General features: G+C 65.8%; 21 protein-coding genes. 13 read left to right on the top strand and 8 right to left on the bottom strand.

Annotated elements, in window-relative coordinates; translation table 11 throughout:
• Nucleotides 1-59: 59 nt before the first annotated feature.
• Nucleotides 60-566, bottom strand: a complete 507-nt coding sequence (locus AC6H42_RS22175) for a YgjP-like metallopeptidase domain-containing protein (RefSeq protein WP_057155745.1) — start codon at nucleotides 564-566, stop codon at nucleotides 60-62.
• Nucleotides 567-662: 96 nt separating this feature from the next.
• On the opposite strand from AC6H42_RS22175, the gene modA reads away from it, so the two are divergent.
• The 4 genes from modA to AC6H42_RS22155 are packed head-to-tail and all read left to right on the top strand — an operon-like array spanning nucleotide 663 to nucleotide 3,595.
• Nucleotides 663-1,409 carry a molybdate ABC transporter substrate-binding protein gene (modA, locus tag AC6H42_RS22170; protein WP_057156088.1) on the top strand — a complete coding sequence of 249 codons (747 nt, stop codon included), beginning with the start codon at nucleotides 663-665 and terminating at the stop codon, nucleotides 1,407-1,409.
• Between the two features lie 3 nt (nucleotides 1,410-1,412).
• Nucleotides 1,413-2,078: a molybdate ABC transporter permease subunit gene (modB, locus tag AC6H42_RS22165; protein ID WP_497548955.1), complete on the top strand. Its 666-nt coding sequence runs from the start codon at nucleotides 1,413-1,415 to the stop codon at nucleotides 2,076-2,078.
• A 1-nt stretch (nucleotide 2,079) separates the two neighbouring features.
• Nucleotides 2,080-2,793 (top strand): ATP-binding cassette domain-containing protein, encoded by a 714-nt coding sequence (locus AC6H42_RS22160; protein ID WP_497548954.1) that lies wholly within the window; start codon nucleotides 2,080-2,082, stop codon nucleotides 2,791-2,793.
• Entirely contained in the window at nucleotides 2,783-3,595 is an 813-nt protein-coding gene (locus tag AC6H42_RS22155; RefSeq protein WP_057155742.1) for a TOBE domain-containing protein, read from the top strand. Before AC6H42_RS22160 ends, AC6H42_RS22155 begins: the two co-directional genes overlap by 11 nt.
• 4 nt (nucleotides 3,596-3,599) lie before the next feature.
• Here AC6H42_RS22155 and AC6H42_RS22150 read toward each other — a convergent pair whose 3' ends face one another.
• From AC6H42_RS22150 to AC6H42_RS22135, 4 genes are all read right to left on the bottom strand, one after another.
• On the bottom strand, nucleotides 3,600-4,235 hold the full coding sequence (locus tag AC6H42_RS22150) for a LysE family translocator (protein ID WP_497548953.1): 636 nt from the start codon (nucleotides 4,233-4,235) through the stop codon (nucleotides 3,600-3,602).
• A gap of 60 nt (nucleotides 4,236-4,295) precedes the next feature.
• The gene (locus AC6H42_RS22145; protein WP_057155741.1) at nucleotides 4,296-4,799 is read right to left on the bottom strand and encodes a Dps family protein; all 504 of its coding nucleotides are present in this window, start codon (nucleotides 4,797-4,799) and stop codon (nucleotides 4,296-4,298) included.
• Between the two features lie 179 nt (nucleotides 4,800-4,978).
• The gene (locus AC6H42_RS22140; protein ID WP_057155740.1) at nucleotides 4,979-5,299 is read right to left on the bottom strand and encodes a KGG domain-containing protein; all 321 of its coding nucleotides are present in this window, start codon (nucleotides 5,297-5,299) and stop codon (nucleotides 4,979-4,981) included.
• A gap of 101 nt (nucleotides 5,300-5,400) precedes the next feature.
• Complete coding sequence (locus AC6H42_RS22135; RefSeq protein ID WP_497548952.1) at nucleotides 5,401-6,417, bottom strand: NADP-dependent oxidoreductase; 1,017 nt, start codon at nucleotides 6,415-6,417, stop codon at nucleotides 5,401-5,403.
• A 136-nt stretch (nucleotides 6,418-6,553) separates the two neighbouring features.
• On the opposite strand from AC6H42_RS22135, the gene purU reads away from it, so the two are divergent.
• From purU to AC6H42_RS22100, 7 genes are all read left to right on the top strand, one after another.
• Nucleotides 6,554-7,423, top strand: coding sequence for a formyltetrahydrofolate deformylase (gene purU / locus AC6H42_RS22130; RefSeq protein WP_057155738.1), 870 nt, complete (start codon nucleotides 6,554-6,556; stop codon nucleotides 7,421-7,423).
• Between the two features lie 24 nt (nucleotides 7,424-7,447).
• Nucleotides 7,448-7,990, top strand: a complete 543-nt coding sequence (locus AC6H42_RS22125) for a YaeQ family protein (RefSeq protein WP_057155737.1) — start codon at nucleotides 7,448-7,450, stop codon at nucleotides 7,988-7,990.
• Nucleotides 7,991-8,020: 30 nt separating this feature from the next.
• Nucleotides 8,021-8,743 (top strand): M48 family metalloprotease, encoded by a 723-nt coding sequence (locus AC6H42_RS22120; RefSeq protein WP_057155736.1) that lies wholly within the window; start codon nucleotides 8,021-8,023, stop codon nucleotides 8,741-8,743.
• A gap of 26 nt (nucleotides 8,744-8,769) precedes the next feature.
• Entirely contained in the window at nucleotides 8,770-9,162 is a 393-nt protein-coding gene (locus tag AC6H42_RS22115) for a DUF2946 domain-containing protein (RefSeq protein ID WP_162249901.1), read from the top strand.
• A gap of 64 nt (nucleotides 9,163-9,226) precedes the next feature.
• A complete protein-coding gene (locus AC6H42_RS22110) occupies nucleotides 9,227-9,664 on the top strand; it encodes a copper chaperone PCu(A)C (protein ID WP_057155734.1) in 438 nt (145 codons plus the stop codon).
• Nucleotides 9,665-9,672: 8 nt separating this feature from the next.
• Entirely contained in the window at nucleotides 9,673-10,197 is a 525-nt protein-coding gene (locus AC6H42_RS22105) for a YcnI family copper-binding membrane protein (RefSeq protein WP_497548951.1), read from the top strand.
• A 7-nt stretch (nucleotides 10,198-10,204) separates the two neighbouring features.
• Nucleotides 10,205-12,520, top strand: coding sequence for a TonB-dependent receptor (locus tag AC6H42_RS22100; RefSeq protein WP_497548950.1), 2,316 nt, complete (start codon nucleotides 10,205-10,207; stop codon nucleotides 12,518-12,520).
• A 223-nt stretch (nucleotides 12,521-12,743) separates the two neighbouring features.
• On the opposite strand, the gene AC6H42_RS22095 is transcribed toward AC6H42_RS22100, so the two are convergent.
• On the bottom strand, nucleotides 12,744-13,541 hold the full coding sequence (locus AC6H42_RS22095) for a head GIN domain-containing protein (protein ID WP_057155731.1): 798 nt from the start codon (nucleotides 13,539-13,541) through the stop codon (nucleotides 12,744-12,746).
• 180 nt (nucleotides 13,542-13,721) lie between these two features.
• Here AC6H42_RS22095 and AC6H42_RS22090 point away from each other — a divergent pair, with 180 nt between their 5' ends.
• Together AC6H42_RS22090 and AC6H42_RS22085 are read left to right on the top strand one after the other, a co-directional pair.
• On the top strand, nucleotides 13,722-14,369 hold the full coding sequence (locus AC6H42_RS22090; protein WP_497548949.1) for a class I SAM-dependent rRNA methyltransferase: 648 nt from the start codon (nucleotides 13,722-13,724) through the stop codon (nucleotides 14,367-14,369).
• A gap of 40 nt (nucleotides 14,370-14,409) precedes the next feature.
• Nucleotides 14,410-15,525, top strand: a complete 1,116-nt coding sequence (locus tag AC6H42_RS22085) for a type IV pilus twitching motility protein PilT (RefSeq protein WP_057155729.1) — start codon at nucleotides 14,410-14,412, stop codon at nucleotides 15,523-15,525.
• Between the two features lie 37 nt (nucleotides 15,526-15,562).
• Here AC6H42_RS22085 and AC6H42_RS22080 read toward each other — a convergent pair whose 3' ends face one another.
• Nucleotides 15,563-16,837, bottom strand: coding sequence for a c-type cytochrome (locus AC6H42_RS22080; protein WP_497548948.1), 1,275 nt, complete (start codon nucleotides 16,835-16,837; stop codon nucleotides 15,563-15,565).
• A complete protein-coding gene (locus tag AC6H42_RS22075) occupies nucleotides 16,834-17,568 on the bottom strand; it encodes a c-type cytochrome (protein WP_497548947.1) in 735 nt (244 codons plus the stop codon). The genes AC6H42_RS22080 and AC6H42_RS22075 overlap by 4 nt, the downstream gene beginning before the upstream one ends.
• Nucleotide 17,569 lies beyond the last annotated feature (1 nt).

Here is a 17,569-nt window from a genome sequence, read left to right as displayed (position 1 = left end):
TTAATTATTTTTGCAATTAGTTGCAAAAATAATTAACCCTGACCCCATTTTTTGGGCGGTTACCAGAGCTTGGTGCCGCTCAGGTCGAGCTGGGTAAGGTAGAGGCGCAGGTCGAACTCGTACTGGTGGTAGTTCGGCTCCATATACGTGCATAGCTTGTAGAAGGCTTTGTCGTGCTGCTTTTCCTTCACGTGCGCCAGTTCATGCACGGCGATCATGCGCAGGAATTCCAGCGGTACTTCCTTGAACATGGTGGCCACGCGGATTTCGTGCTTGGCCTTCAGCTTGCCGCCCTGGACCCGCGAGATCGACGTGTGCAGCCCCAGCGCGTGGTTGATGACGTGGATCTTGCTGTCGAACGCCACCTTGTCGATCGGCGCGGCGTTGCGCAGGTGCTCATTCCTCAAATCCTGGACGTACTGGTACAGCGCCTTGTCGGTGCGGATGCCGTGCGCGCTCGGATAGCGCTTTGTCAGCACGTCGGCCAGTTTGTCCTGCGCGATCAATTGCTGGACTTGCTGCTGCATTTGCTCGGAATAGGCGCTGAGGTACTTCAGGGGCTGCATATATACGGATGGCCGGATGGGTGGGGAGGCGAGAATGTATCACATTCCGCTATATAATCGAGTATATTGCGATTTTCCATGCAGAAGGAGTGCTTGATGCTGAAGAAGCTTTGTCTCGCCGCCGCGCTGGCGTCCGCCATGGGCGTTGCCAGCGCCGCCGATATTACCGTATCCGCCGCCGCCAGCCTGACCAACGCCTTCAAGGAGTTGTCGCAAGCGTACGAGGCCGCGCACCCGGGCGACAAGGTACTGCTCAACTTCGCCGCCTCGGACGCGCTGGTGGCCCAGATCGCCAAGGGCGCGCCGGTCGACGTATTCGCCTCCGCCGACCAGGAAGCGATGGACAAGGCCGAGCAGCAGCAGTTGCTGGCGGCCGGCAGCCGCAAGAACTTCGTCAGCAACTCGCTGGTGCTGATCGTGCCCGCCGCCAGCACCTTGCCCGTCAAGAGCCTGGCCGATCTGCGCCTGCCTGCCGTGGCCAGGGTCGCCATGGGCAATCCGGCCGGTGTGCCGGTGGGCCGCTACGCGAAGCAAGCGCTGGAAAAGGCCGGCTTGTGGACCGCTGTCGAGCCCAAGCTGATCTTCGGCGCCTCCGTGCGCCAGAGCCTGGACTACGTGGCGCGCGGCGAAGTCGATGCCGGTTTCGTCTACGCCACCGACGCGCTGGTAATGAAGGACAAGGTCAAGGCGGCGCTGCCGGTGCCGACCGAGTCGCCGGTGCTGTACCCGATCGCCGCGGTCCGCGCAGCGCCCAATCCCGCCGGGGGCGGCAAGTTCCTGGCGTACGCGCTGGCGCCGGCCGGCCAGGCCATCCTGGCCAAATACGGCTTCGGACGTCCTTAAACGATGGAATCGGCATGGATCGCGCTGTCGCTATCGCTGAAGGTAGCGCTGTGGGCCACTGTGCTGGACGTGGTGTTCGGCGTGGCGCTGGGCTATCTGCTGGCGCGCGCGCGTTTCCCCGGCCGCGACATGCTGGACGCGATCCTGACCCTGCCGATGGTAATGCCGCCCACAGTGCTGGGCTACTACCTGCTGGTGCTGATTGGCCGCAACGGTCCGATAGGCCACTGGCTGCAGCAGCACTTCGGCATCAACCTGATCTTTACCTGGCAGGCGGCGGTGATCGCCGCCGCCGTGGTGGCTTTCCCGCTGGTGCTGAAAGCCGCGCGTTCCGCGTTTGAAACGGTGGACACGCAACTGGAGGACGCCGCCCGCGTTCTGGGCGTGTCGGGCACCGGCGTATTCCTGCGCGTGACCTTGCCGCTGGCCTGGCGCGGCGTGCTGGCGGGAACCTTGCTTGCCTTCGCGCGCTCCATGGGCGAATTCGGCGCCACGCTGATGGTGGCCGGCAGCATCCCCGGCAAGACGCAAACCCTGTCGATCGCCGTCTACGAGGCGGTACAGGCGGGGCAGGACGACACCGCCAATCTGCTGGTCATCATTACTTCGGTGACCTGCGTGGCGGTGCTGGTGCTGGCCAACAAACTCACGCCTACGCGGCAGCCCTGACATGCAGATCCAGCTCGATATCGCCAAGACCCTGCGCGCCGGCCCGCGTGAATTCACCCTGAAGGCGCGCCTGCGCTCCGACAGCCGCCGCATCGTTATCTACGGCGCGTCCGGGGCGGGCAAGAGCATGCTGCTCAAGGCCATCGCCGGACTGATCACGCCGGACGCCGGCAGCATTGAACTGGGCGGTCGCCGGCTGTTCGACAGTGCCGCGCGCATCAACCTGCCGGTGCAGCGCCGGCGCGTGGGCTATCTGTTCCAGGACTACGCGCTGTTTCCGCACCTGAACGTGCGGCAGAATATCGTGTTCGGGCTGAGCCGGGGCTGGTCTGGTCGGGGCTGGCCGAATCTGGACTGGTTCAATCCCGCTCCGCGCGTCGATGGCGAACGGCTGGAGTACTGGCTGGAAGCCTTCCAGCTGCAGGCGGTGGCGCAGCAGTTGCCCTCGCAGTTGTCGGGCGGGCAGCGGCAGCGGGTGGCGCTGGCGCGTGCGCTGATCGCCGATCCAGCGGCGCTGCTGCTGGACGAGCCCTTCGCCGCGCTGGACCCGGTGCTGCGCGTGCGCATGCGCGAAGAGCTGGACGCCTTGCAGCGCCGGCTGAATATTCCCATGCTGATGATTACCCATGACCCGGAGGACGCGCGCGTTTTCGGCGGGCATGTACTGACGATGGCCGACGGCGCCGTCATCGAGGAGAATGGCAATGGCGGATGACGACAAGGAACTGGCCTTGGACGGCAAGGTCTGGATGACGGTGGGCGGCGAGCACCTGGGGGGCTCCAACCGCGTGGCGCTGCTGGCCAGCATCGCGGCATGCGGCTCCATCACGCAGGCCGCCAAGGCGGTGAAGATGAGCTACAAGGGCGCCTGGGACGCCATCGAGGCGATGAACAACCTGGCCGGCGAGCCGCTGGTGGAACGGGTTGCCGGCGGCAAGGGCGGCGGCGGTACGCGGCTGACCAGACGCGGCGCGCAGCTGGTGGAGAACTTCCACAAGATCGAGCGCGAGCACCGCCTGTTCGTGGAACACCTGAGCCGCCAGTCGCACGCGCTGGCTGATGATTTCCTTTTGATCCAGACCATGAAAATGAGAACCAGCGCCCGCAACCATTTCGCCGGCACTGTGTCGGCCATCAAGACCGGCGCCGTGAACGATGAAGTCACCATCGCCATCGTCGGCGGCCAGCAGGTCGTGGCCATCATCACGCACGAGAGCACTGCCGGCCTGGGATTGCAGGTGGGATCGGAGGCGTTCGCGCTGGTGAAGGCGTCGTCGGTGATTGTCGCCACGGAGGCCGAAGGGGCGCGGCTGTCGGCGCGCAACCAGCTCAAGGGCGTGGTCTCGCGCCTGGTGCCCGGCGCGGTGAGCGCGGATGTGAGCATCGCGCTGCCGGGGGGCGGCACCATAGGCGCCACCGTGACGCTGGAAAGCAGCCAGGCACTGGCGCTGGAGGAGGGCATGCAAGCTACGGCCCTGTTCAAGGCCTCCAGCGTGATCGTGGGCGTGCCGGCTTGATGGCCTAGCGGCGGTTGCCCAGCGCGAGTATGGAGATGCCGGAGGCCACAAAGGCCACGCCGGCACCGACGTTGAGGCCTTTGGTGGCGCGCGGGCGCTGCGCCATCCAGTCCGACAGCTTGGCCGCGTAGCAGCCCATGAGCGCAAAGATGGCGGCCGTCAGTACGGCGAAAATCGCGCCGTAGGCCAGCATCTGCACCGTCACCGAGCCGCGCTCGGCGCTGACGAACTGCGGGATGAAAGCCAGCACGAACAGCCCGGGCTTGGGGTTGAGGATGGTGGAGAGCAGGCCGCTGGCGAAGATGCTGCGCAGGCTTTGCCGCGCGGCGGGCCGGAACGAGATCAGGCCGTGCGAGCTGAGTGCCTTGTAGCCGAGGTAGAGCAGGTAGGCGGCGCCAACCAGTTTGACGGCCCAGAAGGCGGCGGGCGAGGCCTGGATCAGCAGCGTCAGTCCAAGCGCCGCAGCGATGGAGTGCAGCATGATGCCCAGCCCTGCGGCGGACGCGGACAGGGCGGCGGCGGCGCGGCCCTGGCTCAGGCCACGGCTGATGGCCAGGATGTTGTCGGGGCCGGGAGCGATGACCAGCAGCAGGACGGCCGCCACGTAGGCGGCCAGGGTGTCGAGGGGGAACAGTGCCATGTCGGAGCGGACCTTGTGGTTGAGGTCCGACCGATTCTAGCATGCCCGGCTGACAAGGTTTTAGCGGGTCGATTCGAACAGGAACCAGATGCGCTGTTCGGCCTCGTCGATCCAGTTTTCCAGCAGGCTGGCGGTGGCGATATCGTTGTCCTGGTCGCAGATCTCGTGCACTTCGCGCATGAACTTCACCAGTTGCTGGTTGTCTTCACGCAATTCGTTCAACATGGCCACCGGATCGACGTATTCGGCGTTGTTGTCCTTGATGCGCTGCAGTTCCGCGATATGGCTCACCGAGCGCAGCGTGCTGCCGCCCAGCTTGCGCACGCGCTCGGCCACCGGGTCCAGCATGGCGTAGACGGCGGTGGCCTGCTCGTCGAGCAGCAGATGGTAGGAGCGGAAGTGCGGGCCGCTCACGTGCCAGTGGAAGTTCTTGCACTTGATGTAGAGCGTGAACGCATCCGCCAGCAGGCGGTTCAGGCCCAGCGTGACTTCCTTGCGGGCTTTCGAGCCCAGGTCGGTCGGGGTGGTCAGCGCATCGCCGCCCTGTTTTGAAGTTGCAGTCATGTCTGCCTCGTGATGGTGGGTAGAATCGGTAGCAAACGCTGGCCCTTGCCAGCGGGCCTGCCGATTCTAGCCCAGCACGATGAAACACGGCGGACGCTATGGTGCAGTGTGCGCCTCTGTCATAAGGGGGATGAAAGCGGCTGTGCACTGCGGGGCGCGCCGCGCAGGCCATGTTCGCCTCATTGCTTGTCGTCCGTCTTGGCGCCGCTGCCGCCCTGGCGGTTGCCCGCAGCGCGGTTGGCGGATTGGCGGCTCTCGCCGCCCTTGCGGCCTATCTCCGCCATGTGCTCGCGGTCGCGGCTGACCGCTTCGCCGCCTTTCTGGCCGGCGCGGCGCGCTTCCTCGGAGTCGAATTCGTGCGCCGTGCCCTTCTGGTGTGCAGCCTGTCCGCCTTTGCTCGCGATGCTGCGTTGCTGCGCTTCATCCATCGCCGCGAACCCGCGTTTTGCCGTGCCTTTGGTGGCGCTGCCTTTGCCTTGATCGCCTTGATTTGTAGCCATGACCCTTCTCCTTGATCGTAGTGAACGTTGGACGGGCAGCCAGGCTGGCTGCTCCGTCAATTAGAGAAGTGTCATGGCGCTTAGTTCCGCGAGAATGGCGTTCAGGCGACTTTCAGCACAAGCTTGCCGAAGTTCTTGCCTTCGAACAGCATCGTCAATGCCTGCGGGAAGTTTTCTATCCCCTGCACCACGTCTTCCTTGCTCTTGATCTTGCCTTCCTTCAGCCAGCCCGCCAGCGCGGCCACGCCCAGGTGGTAGCGGTCGGCGTAGTCGAACACCACCATGCCCTCCATGCGCGCGCGGTTCACCAGCAGCGACAGGTAGTTGGCGGGGCCTTTCACGGGCGTGGTGTTGTTGTACTGGGAGATCGCGCCGCAGATGACGATGCGCGCCTTCATGTTGATGCGCGTCAGCACGGTGTCGAGGATGTCGCCGCCCACGTTGTCGAAATACACGTCCACGCCTTGCGGGCAGTGCTCTTTCAGGCCGTCGCGCACCGAGCCGGTCTTGTAGTCGATGCAGGCGTCAAAGCCCAGTTCATTGACCACGAAGTCGCATTTCTCCTTGCCGCCGGCAATGCCCACCACGCGGCAGCCGAGCTGCTTGGCCACCTGGCCCACGGTCTGGCCGACCGCGCCTGCCGCGCCGGACACCACCACCGTTTCGCCGGCTTTCGGCTGGCCCACTTCCAGCAGGCCGAAATAGGCCGTCATGCCCGGCATGCCCAGGGTGTTCATCCACGTGGTCAGCGGCGCCAGCCGGCCGTCGATCTTGAAGAAGGAGGCGCTCTTGTCGTCCGCCGCACCTTGCCAGTAGGATTGCACGCCGATGCCGCCGGACACGATATCGCCCACCGCGTACTTCGGCGACTTCGATGCCACCACTTCGCCCACGCCGCCGGCGCGCATCACTTCGCCGATGGCGACCGGGCGGATGTAGGATTTGGCGTCGTTCATCCAGCCGCGCATGGCCGGGTCCAGCGACAGGTAGAGCGTCTTGACGGTGATCTCGCCGTCCGCCAGTTCGCGCAGCGGCTCGGCTGCCTTCTGGAAGTCGGTTTCTTTGGCCATGCCGACCGGACGGCTGGCCAGGCGGAATTGCAGGTTCTCCAAGGTCATTTTGTGTCTCCAAATAGTGAGTGCTTGAACTATAACTTAGAATTGAACGATCGTGCTATTTTTCAAATAAATGGAACTGCCGCGCAGGCGTGCGACAATAGCGGGTTGATATTCGTCTAACCTGAAATTTTTTGACATGACGCATCCAGAATACATCCTTACCCTGTCCTGCCTCGACCAGCGCGGCATTGTGCACCGCGTGTCAGGCTTCTTGGCCGAACACGGTTGCAACATCATAGACTCCGCACAGTTCGGCGACGCCGAATCGCAGCTGTTTTTCATGCGCGTGCATTTCTCGCTGGACGAGCCGGGCGTCAACGACGAGCAGCTGCGCGCCGATTTTGCGCAGCTGGGCGAGTCCATGAAGCTGGACTGGGAGCTGCGCGACGCGCGCGCCAAGCCGCGCGTGATGCTGATGGTCTCGAAAATCGGCCATTGCCTGAACGACCTGCTGTTCCGCTACAAGAGCGGCCTGCTGCCGGTGGAAATTCCGGCCATCGTGTCCAATCACATGGACTTCTACCAGTTGGCGGCCAGCTACAACATTCCCTTCCACTACCTGCCGCTGGCGGCCGGTGCGCCGGAAGAGGCCAAGCTGGCGCAGGAAGCGCGCATCATCGAGCTGATGGACAACCACAAGATCGACCTGGTGGTGCTGGCGCGCTATATGCAGATCCTGTCGCCGCAGCTGTGCGCCCGCCTGAAGGGCAAGGCCATCAATATCCACCATTCCTTCCTGCCCAGTTTCAAGGGCGCCAAGCCGTATGCGCAGGCGCACCACCGGGGCGTGAAGCTGATCGGCGCCACCGCGCACTTCGTCACCAGCGACCTGGATGAAGGCCCGATCATCGAGCAGGACGTGGAACGGGTCGACCATTCGATGGACGCGGACACGCTATCGGCCATCGGCCGCGACGTCGAATGCGTGGTGCTGGCGCGCGCCGTGAAATGGTTCACCGAACACCGCGTGCTGCAAAACGGCGCCAAGACCGTCGTATTCAAATAACCTTACCGAACATAGAAGTGTGCAATGGCCCTCAAAGCAACAATCTACAAAGCCGAATTATCGATTGCGGACATGGACCGCAATTACTACGACACGCACCTGCTGACGCTGGCGCGCCATCCGTCTGAAACCGACGAACGCATGATGGTGCGCCTGCTGGCGTTCGCCATCCACGCACACGAGCACCTGACCTTCACCAAGGGCTTGTTCGACACCGACGAGCCGGACCTGTGGCAGAAGGACCTGACCGGCGCCATCCAGCTGTGGATCGAAGTGGGCCAGCCGGACGACAAGAAGCTGATGAAGGGCGCCGGCCGCTCGGAGCAAGTGGTGGTGTACAGCTATAACGCCACCAGCCATATCTGGTGGAAGGCGCTGGCCAACAAGGTCGACCGCGCCAAGAACCTCAGCGTGATCAACCTGCAGTCCGAGGCGACCGAGCAGCTGGCCAAGATGGCCCAGCGCACCATGCAGCTGCAATGCACCATCCAGGACGGCCAGATCTGGCTGACCGACGGCACCGAAACCGTGCTGATCGAGCGCGAAACGTTCAAGGGCGAGCGCTAGTACCCTGTGGCGCTGTGGCAGAATGTGCCAATGCGCCGCTACTTTTTCGCACTTACGCTCATCGCTTACGCGGGCGCCGCCCTGGCGCTGACGCAGGCCGAAGTCATGGCCGGCGCCGAGCGGATGTACCGCGAGCAGATGCGCGAGCTGCAGGCCCGGCACCAGCTGGACGCCGATCCCGCTTTCCATCAGCGCGTGCAGCGCGTCGTCAAGCCCCTGATCGCGCAAGCCGTGCACGATTATCCCGAATCGGCCGGCTGGCAGTGGGAAGTCCACACCACGCCGGAAGACGACGACAATGCTTACGCCATGGCCGGCGGCAAGCTGCTGGTCAGCCGCGCCTATGTCCACAAGCTGCAGTTGACGGACGCCGAGCTGGCCATGCTGCTGGCGCACGAGATCGCGCATGCGGTGCTGCGCCATAATTTGCTGGAGTACGAGGAAGCGATGCGGCTGGAACCGGCCTGGCGCGGGCGTCCCTTCGCCGAGCTGGAAGACGCGGTGGACAACGACTCGGCGTTGATGCGCAAGCTGGCGCCGCTGGGCATGCAGCAGGAGGCCGAGGCTGACCGCGAAGGCCTGAAGCTGGCCTGGCGCGTGGGCTGGTCGGCGCCCATGCTGGCGCGCTATTTCCACAAGCTGGCGCGCGCCAGCCATGCACCCAACTTCGAACAGTTCGCGCATCCTGCGCCGTCGCAGCGCTGGAAGGCGGCGCAGGAGCTGGCAGCCATGCTGGAAGCGGCGGGGCGCTAGCTAATGTATAATTTCGCACCATGCAAATGAAATTGGCAAACAGGTGGAAACACCAGGCGCTGTGGATCTGGATCGCGGTCATCGCGGTGCTGATGAACGCGCTTGCGCCGTCGATTTCGCACGCCATGGCCGAAGGTAACCCGGCCGCCTTTGAATTCTGCCGCGCCGACAAGAGCAAGCCTCTGCCGGCCGCCTTCCTGCTGATGGAAGACGGCAGCGACAGCAAGGCCATGTCGATGGGCGAGGATTGCGGCTATTGCTTTACCCACGCCGGCTCGTTCGGCATGCCGCCGTCCCTGGTTTCCGGCCTGCCGTTCGCCGCGCAGTCCCAGGTTCACCCCTTCCTGTTCTATCGCGCACCGCAGCCGCTCGCGGCCTGGTCGGCGTCGCGCCCGCGCGGGCCGCCTGCGCAAGTCTGAATCTGCTTTACAACTGCGTCCTTGCCCTGCCAAGGCGCATCCCGTAATCGTTTCAGAGGTAGATATGAAAACCAAATTCCTGGCATCCGTGTTGCTGTTCTCCGCCGCCTGCGCACAAGCGCAAGTCACCGTCAAAGACCCATGGGTGCGCGCCACCGTGCCCGCCGCCAAAGCCAGCGGCGCCTTCATGCAGCTGCAATCGGCGCAGGATGCGCGCCTGGTTGAAGTGCGCTCCAGCGTGGCCGGCAGCGCCGAAATCCATCAGATGGCGATGGAGAACAATATGATGAAAATGCAGCAGGTGGACGGCATCGACCTGCCTGCCGGCAAAACCGTGGAGCTGGCGTCCGGCGGCTACCACATCATGCTGATGCAGCTGAAACGCCAGCTGAAAGAGGGCCAGACCGTGCCGCTCACGCTGGTGGTGCGCAAGAAAGACAAGAAGCTCGAGACCATCGAGCTGAACGTGGCCGTGCGGCCGCTGACCTATTCCGCCAAGTGAGGCCCGCCATGAAGAAGATTCTTGTTTTCGCCGCAGCCGCGGCGGGCGCGCTGCTGTCCGCGCAGGTGTACGCGCACGTGACGCTGGAGCAGGCCACCGGCCTGGCGGCCAGCTACCAGAAGCTGACCTTCCGCGTCGGCCACGGCTGCGACGGCAGCCCGACCAGGGCCATCACCGTGATGCTGCCCGAATCCGTGACCGGCGCCAAACCCATGCCCAAGCCGGGCTGGAAAATCCGCACCGTGGAAGGCAAATTGTCGGTGCCGGTGGAGTCGCACGGCCGCAAGATCACGACCGCCGTGCGCGAAGTGACATGGAGCGGCGGGCCGCTGGAGGACGCGTATTTCGACGAGTTCACCGTGCAGGTCAAGCTGCCTGCGGAAGCGGGCAAGCTGTATTTCAAGATCGTGCAGGAGTGCGTGAAGGGCAGCATGGCCTGGGATGAGCTTCCCGGCGAAGCGGGCGTCAAGGTTCTGGCGCCGGCACCCGTACTGAACGTCCTTCCGGCAGAAGGCGCCGCCCACCAGCACTGAGAACATCATGAACAAGTTTAAACGCAAGCCGCTGGCAGTGATGCTGGCGGTGATGGGCGCTGCTGCGTCCGTGATTTGTCCTGCGCATGCGGATCATGCCGTGGTCACCGTCAACGGCGGCCGCCCAAGTTCACTGCCGGCGCAGATTCCCACCACCATGGAAGGCATCACCGGCGCCCAGATCGAAGACCGCATCAACGCCAGCGACAGCGAGGATGCGCTGAAATACCTGCCCAGCCTGAACGTGCGCAAGCGCTACATCGGCGACTACGACCATGCGGTGCTGGCCAGCCGCGCGTCCGGTACCGGTAACAGCGCGCGCTCGCTGGTGTACGCGGACGGCATCCTGCTGTCCAATTTGCTGGGCAACGGCGCCACCTATACGCCGCGCTGGGGCATGGTGACGCCGGAGGAGATCGAGCGGGTGGATGTGCTGTACGGGCCGTTTTCGGCAGCCTATCCGGGCAACTCGGCCGGCGCCGTGGTGGACTTCCAGACCCGCATGCCGACGCGGCTCGAGGCGCACGTCAAGCTGTCCGGCTACGGCCAGGGCTTCAAGCAGTACGGCAGCGATACCCGCCACTACGGCAAGCAGGGCAGCGCATCGCTCGGCAACCGGCAGGGGGCGTGGTCGTGGTGGGTGGACGTGTCGCGCCTGGACAGCAATGGCCAGCCGATCGGTTTCGCCAACAGGCAGCGTACGCAGGGCACGCCGGACAGCGGCGGTGTGCCGGTGACAGGCGCGATTGCGGACCGCAACCCGGCCAACAAGGACTGGCTGATCCTGGGCGCGACCAACCAGATCCATACGGTGCAGGACCATGCCAAGGTGAAGCTGGCCTACGAGCTGTCGCCGATTCTGCGCGCCAGCTACACCCTGGGCTGGTGGAAGAACGGGGCCGAGCGCAGCTCGCAGTCCTATCTGCGCGACACGGCCGGCAAGCCGGTGTACAAGGGCGACATCAACGTGGACGGGCTGCGCTACAGTCTCCTGCCTTCGGACTTCGCGCCCAGCCGGGGCAATCTGGAGCACCTGATGCACGGTTTCTCGCTCAAGCAGCACAGCAAGGGGGTATTCAGCTGGGAGGTGGCGGCCAGCCTGTACGATTACGCCAAGGACCGCGTGCGCACGCCCACCGTGGCGGTGCCGGACCGGGACACGAACGGGCAGGGCAACGTCACCGACATGGGCGGCAGCGGCTGGAACACGCTGGCGCTGAAGGGCACGTGGCGGCCCGGCGCCGGCGCCGGCGCTGCCGCCGCAGGATGGACCGCGCACGTGGTCGATTTCGGCCTGCAGCGCGAGGGCGCCAAGTTGCGCACGCATGTCTTCAGCAGCGCGGACTGGATCGGCGCGGGCGACGGCAAGCACGTCTCCACCTTCAACGGCGAGACGCGCCTGGAAAGCCTGTATGCACAGGACACCTGGCGCATCGGCGAGCCGTGGAAGGCGACGCTGGGCTTGCGCTTCGAGCGCTGGCAGGCCTTCGGCGGCGAAGTCTCCAATGCGGCCAGCCTGGCGGCCAGGCCCGGCACCGGCGGCCTGCTGGGCTTCCCTGCGCGCAGCGAGAACAGCTGGTCGCCCAAGGCGGCGCTGTCCTACCGGGCGGCCGACCTGTGGACACTGAAGGCGTCCACCGGCCGCGCCGTGCGCAACCCGACTGCGGCCGAGCTGTTCCAGGGCTCCATCGTGGATGGCAGGATCATCAACACCGATCCGTCGCTGCGCGCCGAGAAATCCTGGACCAGCGAGCTGACCGCCGAGCGCGCGCTGGAGCGCGGCACGCTGCGCACCACCGTGTTCCACGAAAACACGCGCGACGCGCTGTACTCGCAGGCGCTGACGCCAACCGTAAACACGGTGCAGAACGTGGGCGAGATCCGCACCACGGGGCTGGAGCTGTCCTACCAGGCGGAGCACGTGCTGGTGCGCGGCCTGTCGCTGACCGGCAGCATGACCTACGCCGACTCGGAGATCGTCCGCAACGACAAGCTGCCGGCCAGTGCAGGCAAGCGTCAGCCGCGCGTGCCTGACTGGCGGGCGACGCTGCTGGCCTCCTACCACGTTGGCGACAAATGGACTACCAGCCTGGGCGCGCGCTACAGCGGCCGCCAGTACGGCACGCTGGACAACAGCGATCCGAATGGCGCCACTTATACGGGTGTGTCGGACTATTTCGTCACCGACGTGCGGGTGCGCTACCGCTTCAACACGCAATGGACCGGTTCGTTCGGCATCGATAACCTGAACAACCGCAAATACTGGGCCTTCCACCCGTACACCCAGCGCACGGTGATTGCGGAACTCAAGTTCGACCTGTAAGTTCCCCGGCCCGGCTCTGTCCGGGCTGAGGTTGCCGCAGCCGGTGCCGCCCCCGTGTTTCGGTGCAGCTCGAATCCGCCGGTTCCCGGCAGCTGCAAGAGTGGCTGGACCGCTTGCTGGGTGGCGCCTCCGCACAAGAGTTGTTCAACATCAAATAACGCAGCCCGGCGGGGTGTGCGCCTGCCGGGCTGAAGTAACCTGTCTTGCTTGCAGCAGTCGTGTGCTACTGCGGGCTGGCGCCCAGGCGCTTGACGTTGCCCGAACCCATGATGGATTTGCTGATCTGCGGGTCGCCGTAGTAGCCGATGTCGCCGGAACCGGCCACGCTCAGGTTGAGCGACTGCTTGGCCCACACCGTGGCCTGGCCCGAGCCGCCGATGCTGACCGAGGCGTCGCGCGCGGCCAGCTGGCCGATGTTGACCTTGCCCGAACCGCCGATCGACACCTTCAGCCGCTCGGTATTGCCGCTTGCCTTCAAGCTGCCGCTGCCCCCCAGCGACACCGATACCGATTCGCTTTCCATGCCGCGCACATTGATGGCGCCCGAGCCGCCCACGTCGAAAGTCAGGTTGGCGCCTTTCAGGTTTTCCGCGTCCACGGTGCCCGAGCCGCCCACCGAGATCCGATCGAGACTCTTGGCCTGCACGATAATTTTCATGTTGCGCGTGTCGAGCCGCATATTGCGTTTGACCGGGCGCACGCGCAGCGTTTCGTTTTCCACCACCGTCTCCACCAGCGCCTGCAGGTTGTCGTCGGTCTCGATGGTGATGCTGTCGGTGTTGCCGATGCGCACTTCGGCCTCGCCCGGCAGCGCAAGCGCCAGGCCGGTGAAGTGGCCGACGTCGCGGGTCTGCTTGGTGATCTTGCCGTTGCCTTGCACGCGCTCGCCGCCGCCCAGCCAGCTGAACGGACCGGCTTGCACCTGGGCGGCGGGAACCATGATGGCCAGGGCGCTGGCGGCCAGCAGCGTGGCACGGGCTGCGTTGCGCAGGGCGGAGCGGACGGTCGGGTTGATTGCCATGTTGTGATCTCCTGGTTGATCTTGTCGTGAATCTGGTTCGATGGTGGGATAGTAGGGAAACCGCGCCGCCGCCGCCCGTCCCATGCGACAGACTGCACGGACGGCGGAATAGAATGCATTCCGCAGGGGGGCGGCGCGCGCCATGCGGTATCATGCTGGCTGTAACTACACTGGAAACACATGCTGATCATTACCATCAAACAGGGCAAGGAAAAGAGCCTGCTGGCAGGCGACCCCTGGATTTATCCGACCGCCATCGAGCGCGTCGAAGGCCGCCCGCAGGAAAAGGGCAAGGCCGGCGCCACCGCCACCGTGCAATCGTCGTCGCGCAAATTCCTGGCGCGCGCCGCCTACAACGCCCACGCGGTGCAGATCCGCGCCCGCGTCTGGACCTTCCGCGAAGACGAGCCGGTGGACCACGCCATGATGAAGCGCCGCGTCAAGGCCGCCATCGCCAGGCGCGCGTCCGCCGTGGCCAAGCTGGGGCCGGAAGACCTGATGCAGCTGATTAACGCCGAGGAAGACGGCCTGCCCGGCCTGGTGGTGGACTACTACGGCGGCCCGGCCGGCTTCCTGCTGTGCAGCTTCCAGGCCGGCGCCGTCGACGCCTGGAAAGTGCCGATCGTGCAGGCGCTGCTGGCCGAGACCGGCTGCCCCAACGTGTTCCAGCGCGCCGACGAGGAGTTGCGCAAGGGCGAGGGCTTGCCGGTATTTACGCGCGAACTGGCCGGGCTCCCGCCACCGCCCAAGTCGGTTGTCAACCAGGGTGGCGTAAAGGTCTACATGGACCTCAAAACAGGCTTTGAATTCCCCAAGCGTCCCGTATAATCTTTCCAGGCGACATTTTTTACCCGGAGAGTAGAGTACGATGGACAATCACCAGTCTTCGCAGATCCGCACCCTCAGCTATGAAGAGAACGAAGACCATCCGGTCTTCGGCACCCTGGTCGAGCAGATCCTGCATCTGCTCAATTCCAGGCTCAGCTTCAGCGACATCCTGATCCACCAGAACAGTCCCCTGCTGCTGCGCCAGCCCAAAGGCCTGGTGGCGGTGACGGATTCGCCCATCACGCGCGAGGAGCTGGAGGAATTCTTCGAAGTGGTGGAGCCGAACTGGCGCGAACGCATCCAGGACCGCGCTTTCGACCGTTCCATCGACCTGCACACGGCACGCATCCGCGCCAACTGCTTCACGTTCCAGGGCAAGAAGCGGCTCGGCTGCGTGATCCGGCGCTTCCCCAAGGAACCGCATGCGATGTCGCAGCTGGGACTGCGCGCCAACGAGCAGAAGTTCTCCCAGCTGACCAGCGGCCTGGTGCTCATCATCGGCGACACCTGCCAGGGCAAGTCCACCACCATCGCCTCCATGCTGGACGAGATCAACAAGACGCGCTCCGGCCACATCATCACCATCGAAGACCCGGTGGAGACGCTGATCCCGCAGCGCCGCTGCATCGTCACCCAGCGCGAGGTCGGCTTCGACGGCGACGTGGAGAGCTTCTACCTGGGAGCGCTGGACGCGCTGCGCGAGCGGCCGGACGTGATCGTCATCGGCGAAATCCGCGATGCGCAGACGGCGCAGGAAGCGCTGGCGCTGGCCGAATCCGGCCCGCTGGTGCTGGCCACGCTGCACGCGCGCTCCACCGAACTGGGACTGCAGAAGATGCTGCGCATGCTGGGCAACAGCGAGCCGCAGCAGCAGGCGCTGGCGCACGCGCTGCGCGGCGTGCTGTGCCAGGCGCTGCTGCCGTCGGTGGAGGGCAACCGCTACCACCTGGCCACCGAATGCCTGACCATGAATCCGGACGTGGCGCGCCTGATCGAGAACGGCAGCATCGCCGGCATCCGCGACTGGATGGAAACCAAGGGCGGCGACGGCTGCCACACCATGAACGCCGCGCTGCGCGTGCTGCTGGCCGAAGGCAAGATCGCCATCGAGGATGCGCGCAACGCCACGACCGACCGCCTCGGCCTGGCCGGGTAGCGGCGGCTTGGCAGGGCGGCCCAAGCCGCCCTGCCTGCTAATCCAGCGGCACCGTGCGGTAGCGGTTCACGTCGTTGCCGCTGACCGGCGGCGCGTTGTTGCCCCAGTCGCTGCGCAGATAGGACACCACGGCCGCCACCTCGTTGTCGTTCAGCTTGTGGCTGAACGGCGGCATGCCGTAGGGCCGCGGATTGCCCGCCGTGCCGGGCGCGAAGCCGCCGTTGAGCACGATACGGATCGGATTGACCGCCTCGTCCATCAGCAGCGCGCGGTTGCCGGCCAGCGGCGGATAGTGCGGCGGCAAGCCCTTGCCGGTCACCCCGTGGCATTCCACGCAATGGGCGGTGTACAGCCGCGCGCCGGCCTCCAGCTGCGCGCGCGCCTCCGGCGCCGTGCTGCGCTCGTAGCGCTCCGCCGGTTCCTGGCGCGGCAGCGTTTTCAGGTACACCGCCATCGCTGCCACGTCTGCGTCGCTCAAGTGCTGCAAGCTCTCGCGCACCACCTCGGCCATCGGCCCGAACACGGTCGCGCGCGGCGAGATGCCGGTCTTCAGCAGCTGCTCCACATCCCGCTGCGCCCAGTCGCCCAGGCCGGCCTCGCGGTCGGACGTGAGCGACGGCGCGTACCAGCCCAGCACCGGTATCAGCCCGCCGGACAAGCCGTCGCCGGACGCGCCCAGCGCGTTGCGGGTGCTATGGCATGCGCTACAGTGGCCCAGGCCCTGCACCAGGTAGGCGCCGCGGTTCCAGTCCGCGCTTTGCGCGCTGTCGGTGCGGAAGGCGGCGGGACGGAAATACAACGCGCGCCAGAATGCCAGGCCGATCTGCTGGTTGTAGGGGAAGCGCAGCTGGTGCGGCTGGTTGGCCTGCTTCACCGGCGCCAGGCTCTGGAAGTAGGCGAACAGCGCATCCGAATCGTCGCGCGTGATGTGGGTGTAGCTGGTGTACGGGAAGGCCGGATACAGCATGCGGCCGCCGCGCGATTTGCCGTTGTGCAGCGCGCGCCAGAAATCGTCCGCGTTCCACTGGCCGATGCCGGTGTCGCGGTCCGGCGTGATGTTGGGCGAGATCACGCTGCCGAACGGCGTTTGCAGCGCGCGTCCGCCGGCGTAGGGCGCGCCGCCGCGCGGCGTGTGGCAGGCCATGCAGTCGCCGGCCCGCGCCAGGTAGGCGCCGCGCGCCACCCGCTCGGCCTGCGGCAGGGCGGCCGTCTTGCTCAGCGGCGGCAGCGGATCGTCGGCCGGGTACAGCATGAAGCCGGCGCCGGTGGCCAGCGCCAGCACGGCGATGGCGATGATGGGCAGTTTGCTCATGGCCGGACCTCCGCTGCCGGCGCGCCGGGACCGCCTGGCGAGCCTGGGGCGCCGGACGAGCCTTGCGCCACGCCGGCGCTGCCGCATTCCAGCGGCAGCGGCATGGCGATGGAAGCGGCCGGACGGGCTTGCGCGTCGGCCGGCTGCGAGGCCAGCCAGCCGGAAACGGCGGCCACGTCGGCGTCCGACAGGCGCGCCGTGATCTCGGCCATGCAATCGGGCGCGTGCGCGCGGCGCACCTTGTTGCGCCAGGCGCCGAACTGCGCGTTGACGTAGTCGCGCGGCAAGCCCAGCAGGCCGGGGATGGCGGGCTCCACGCCGGTCAGCTGCGCGCCGTGGCAGGCCACGCAGGCCGGCACCTTGCTGGCCGCGTCGCCCTGGTGCACCAGCACGCGGCCGCGCTCCAGCATGGCCGGCGTGGCCGCGTTGGGCGCGGGCGCGGGATAGGGCGGGTGCAGCTCCGAGAAGTACTGGGCGATCTCGCGCAGGTAGGCGTCCGGCAGGTGGTCCACCATATACGTCATCATCGGATACTTGCGGCGCCCTTCGCGGAAGTTGCGCAGCTGGTTGTACAGATAGCCGGCCGGCTTGCCGGCGATGCGCGGGAAATAGGCGTCGCCGCGCTCGTTGGCCGCGTGGCAGGCGGTGCAGGCGGCCACGCGCTGCGCCAGCGTGTCGGGCAGGGTTTTCAGGGCCGCCGGCGCGGCGCCGGCCGGCGCGGCCGCTGCCAGC

This window comes from Massilia sp. NBRC 108631, assembly GCF_059704565.1.
This window is presented reverse-complemented; position numbering and strand designations above follow the sequence as displayed.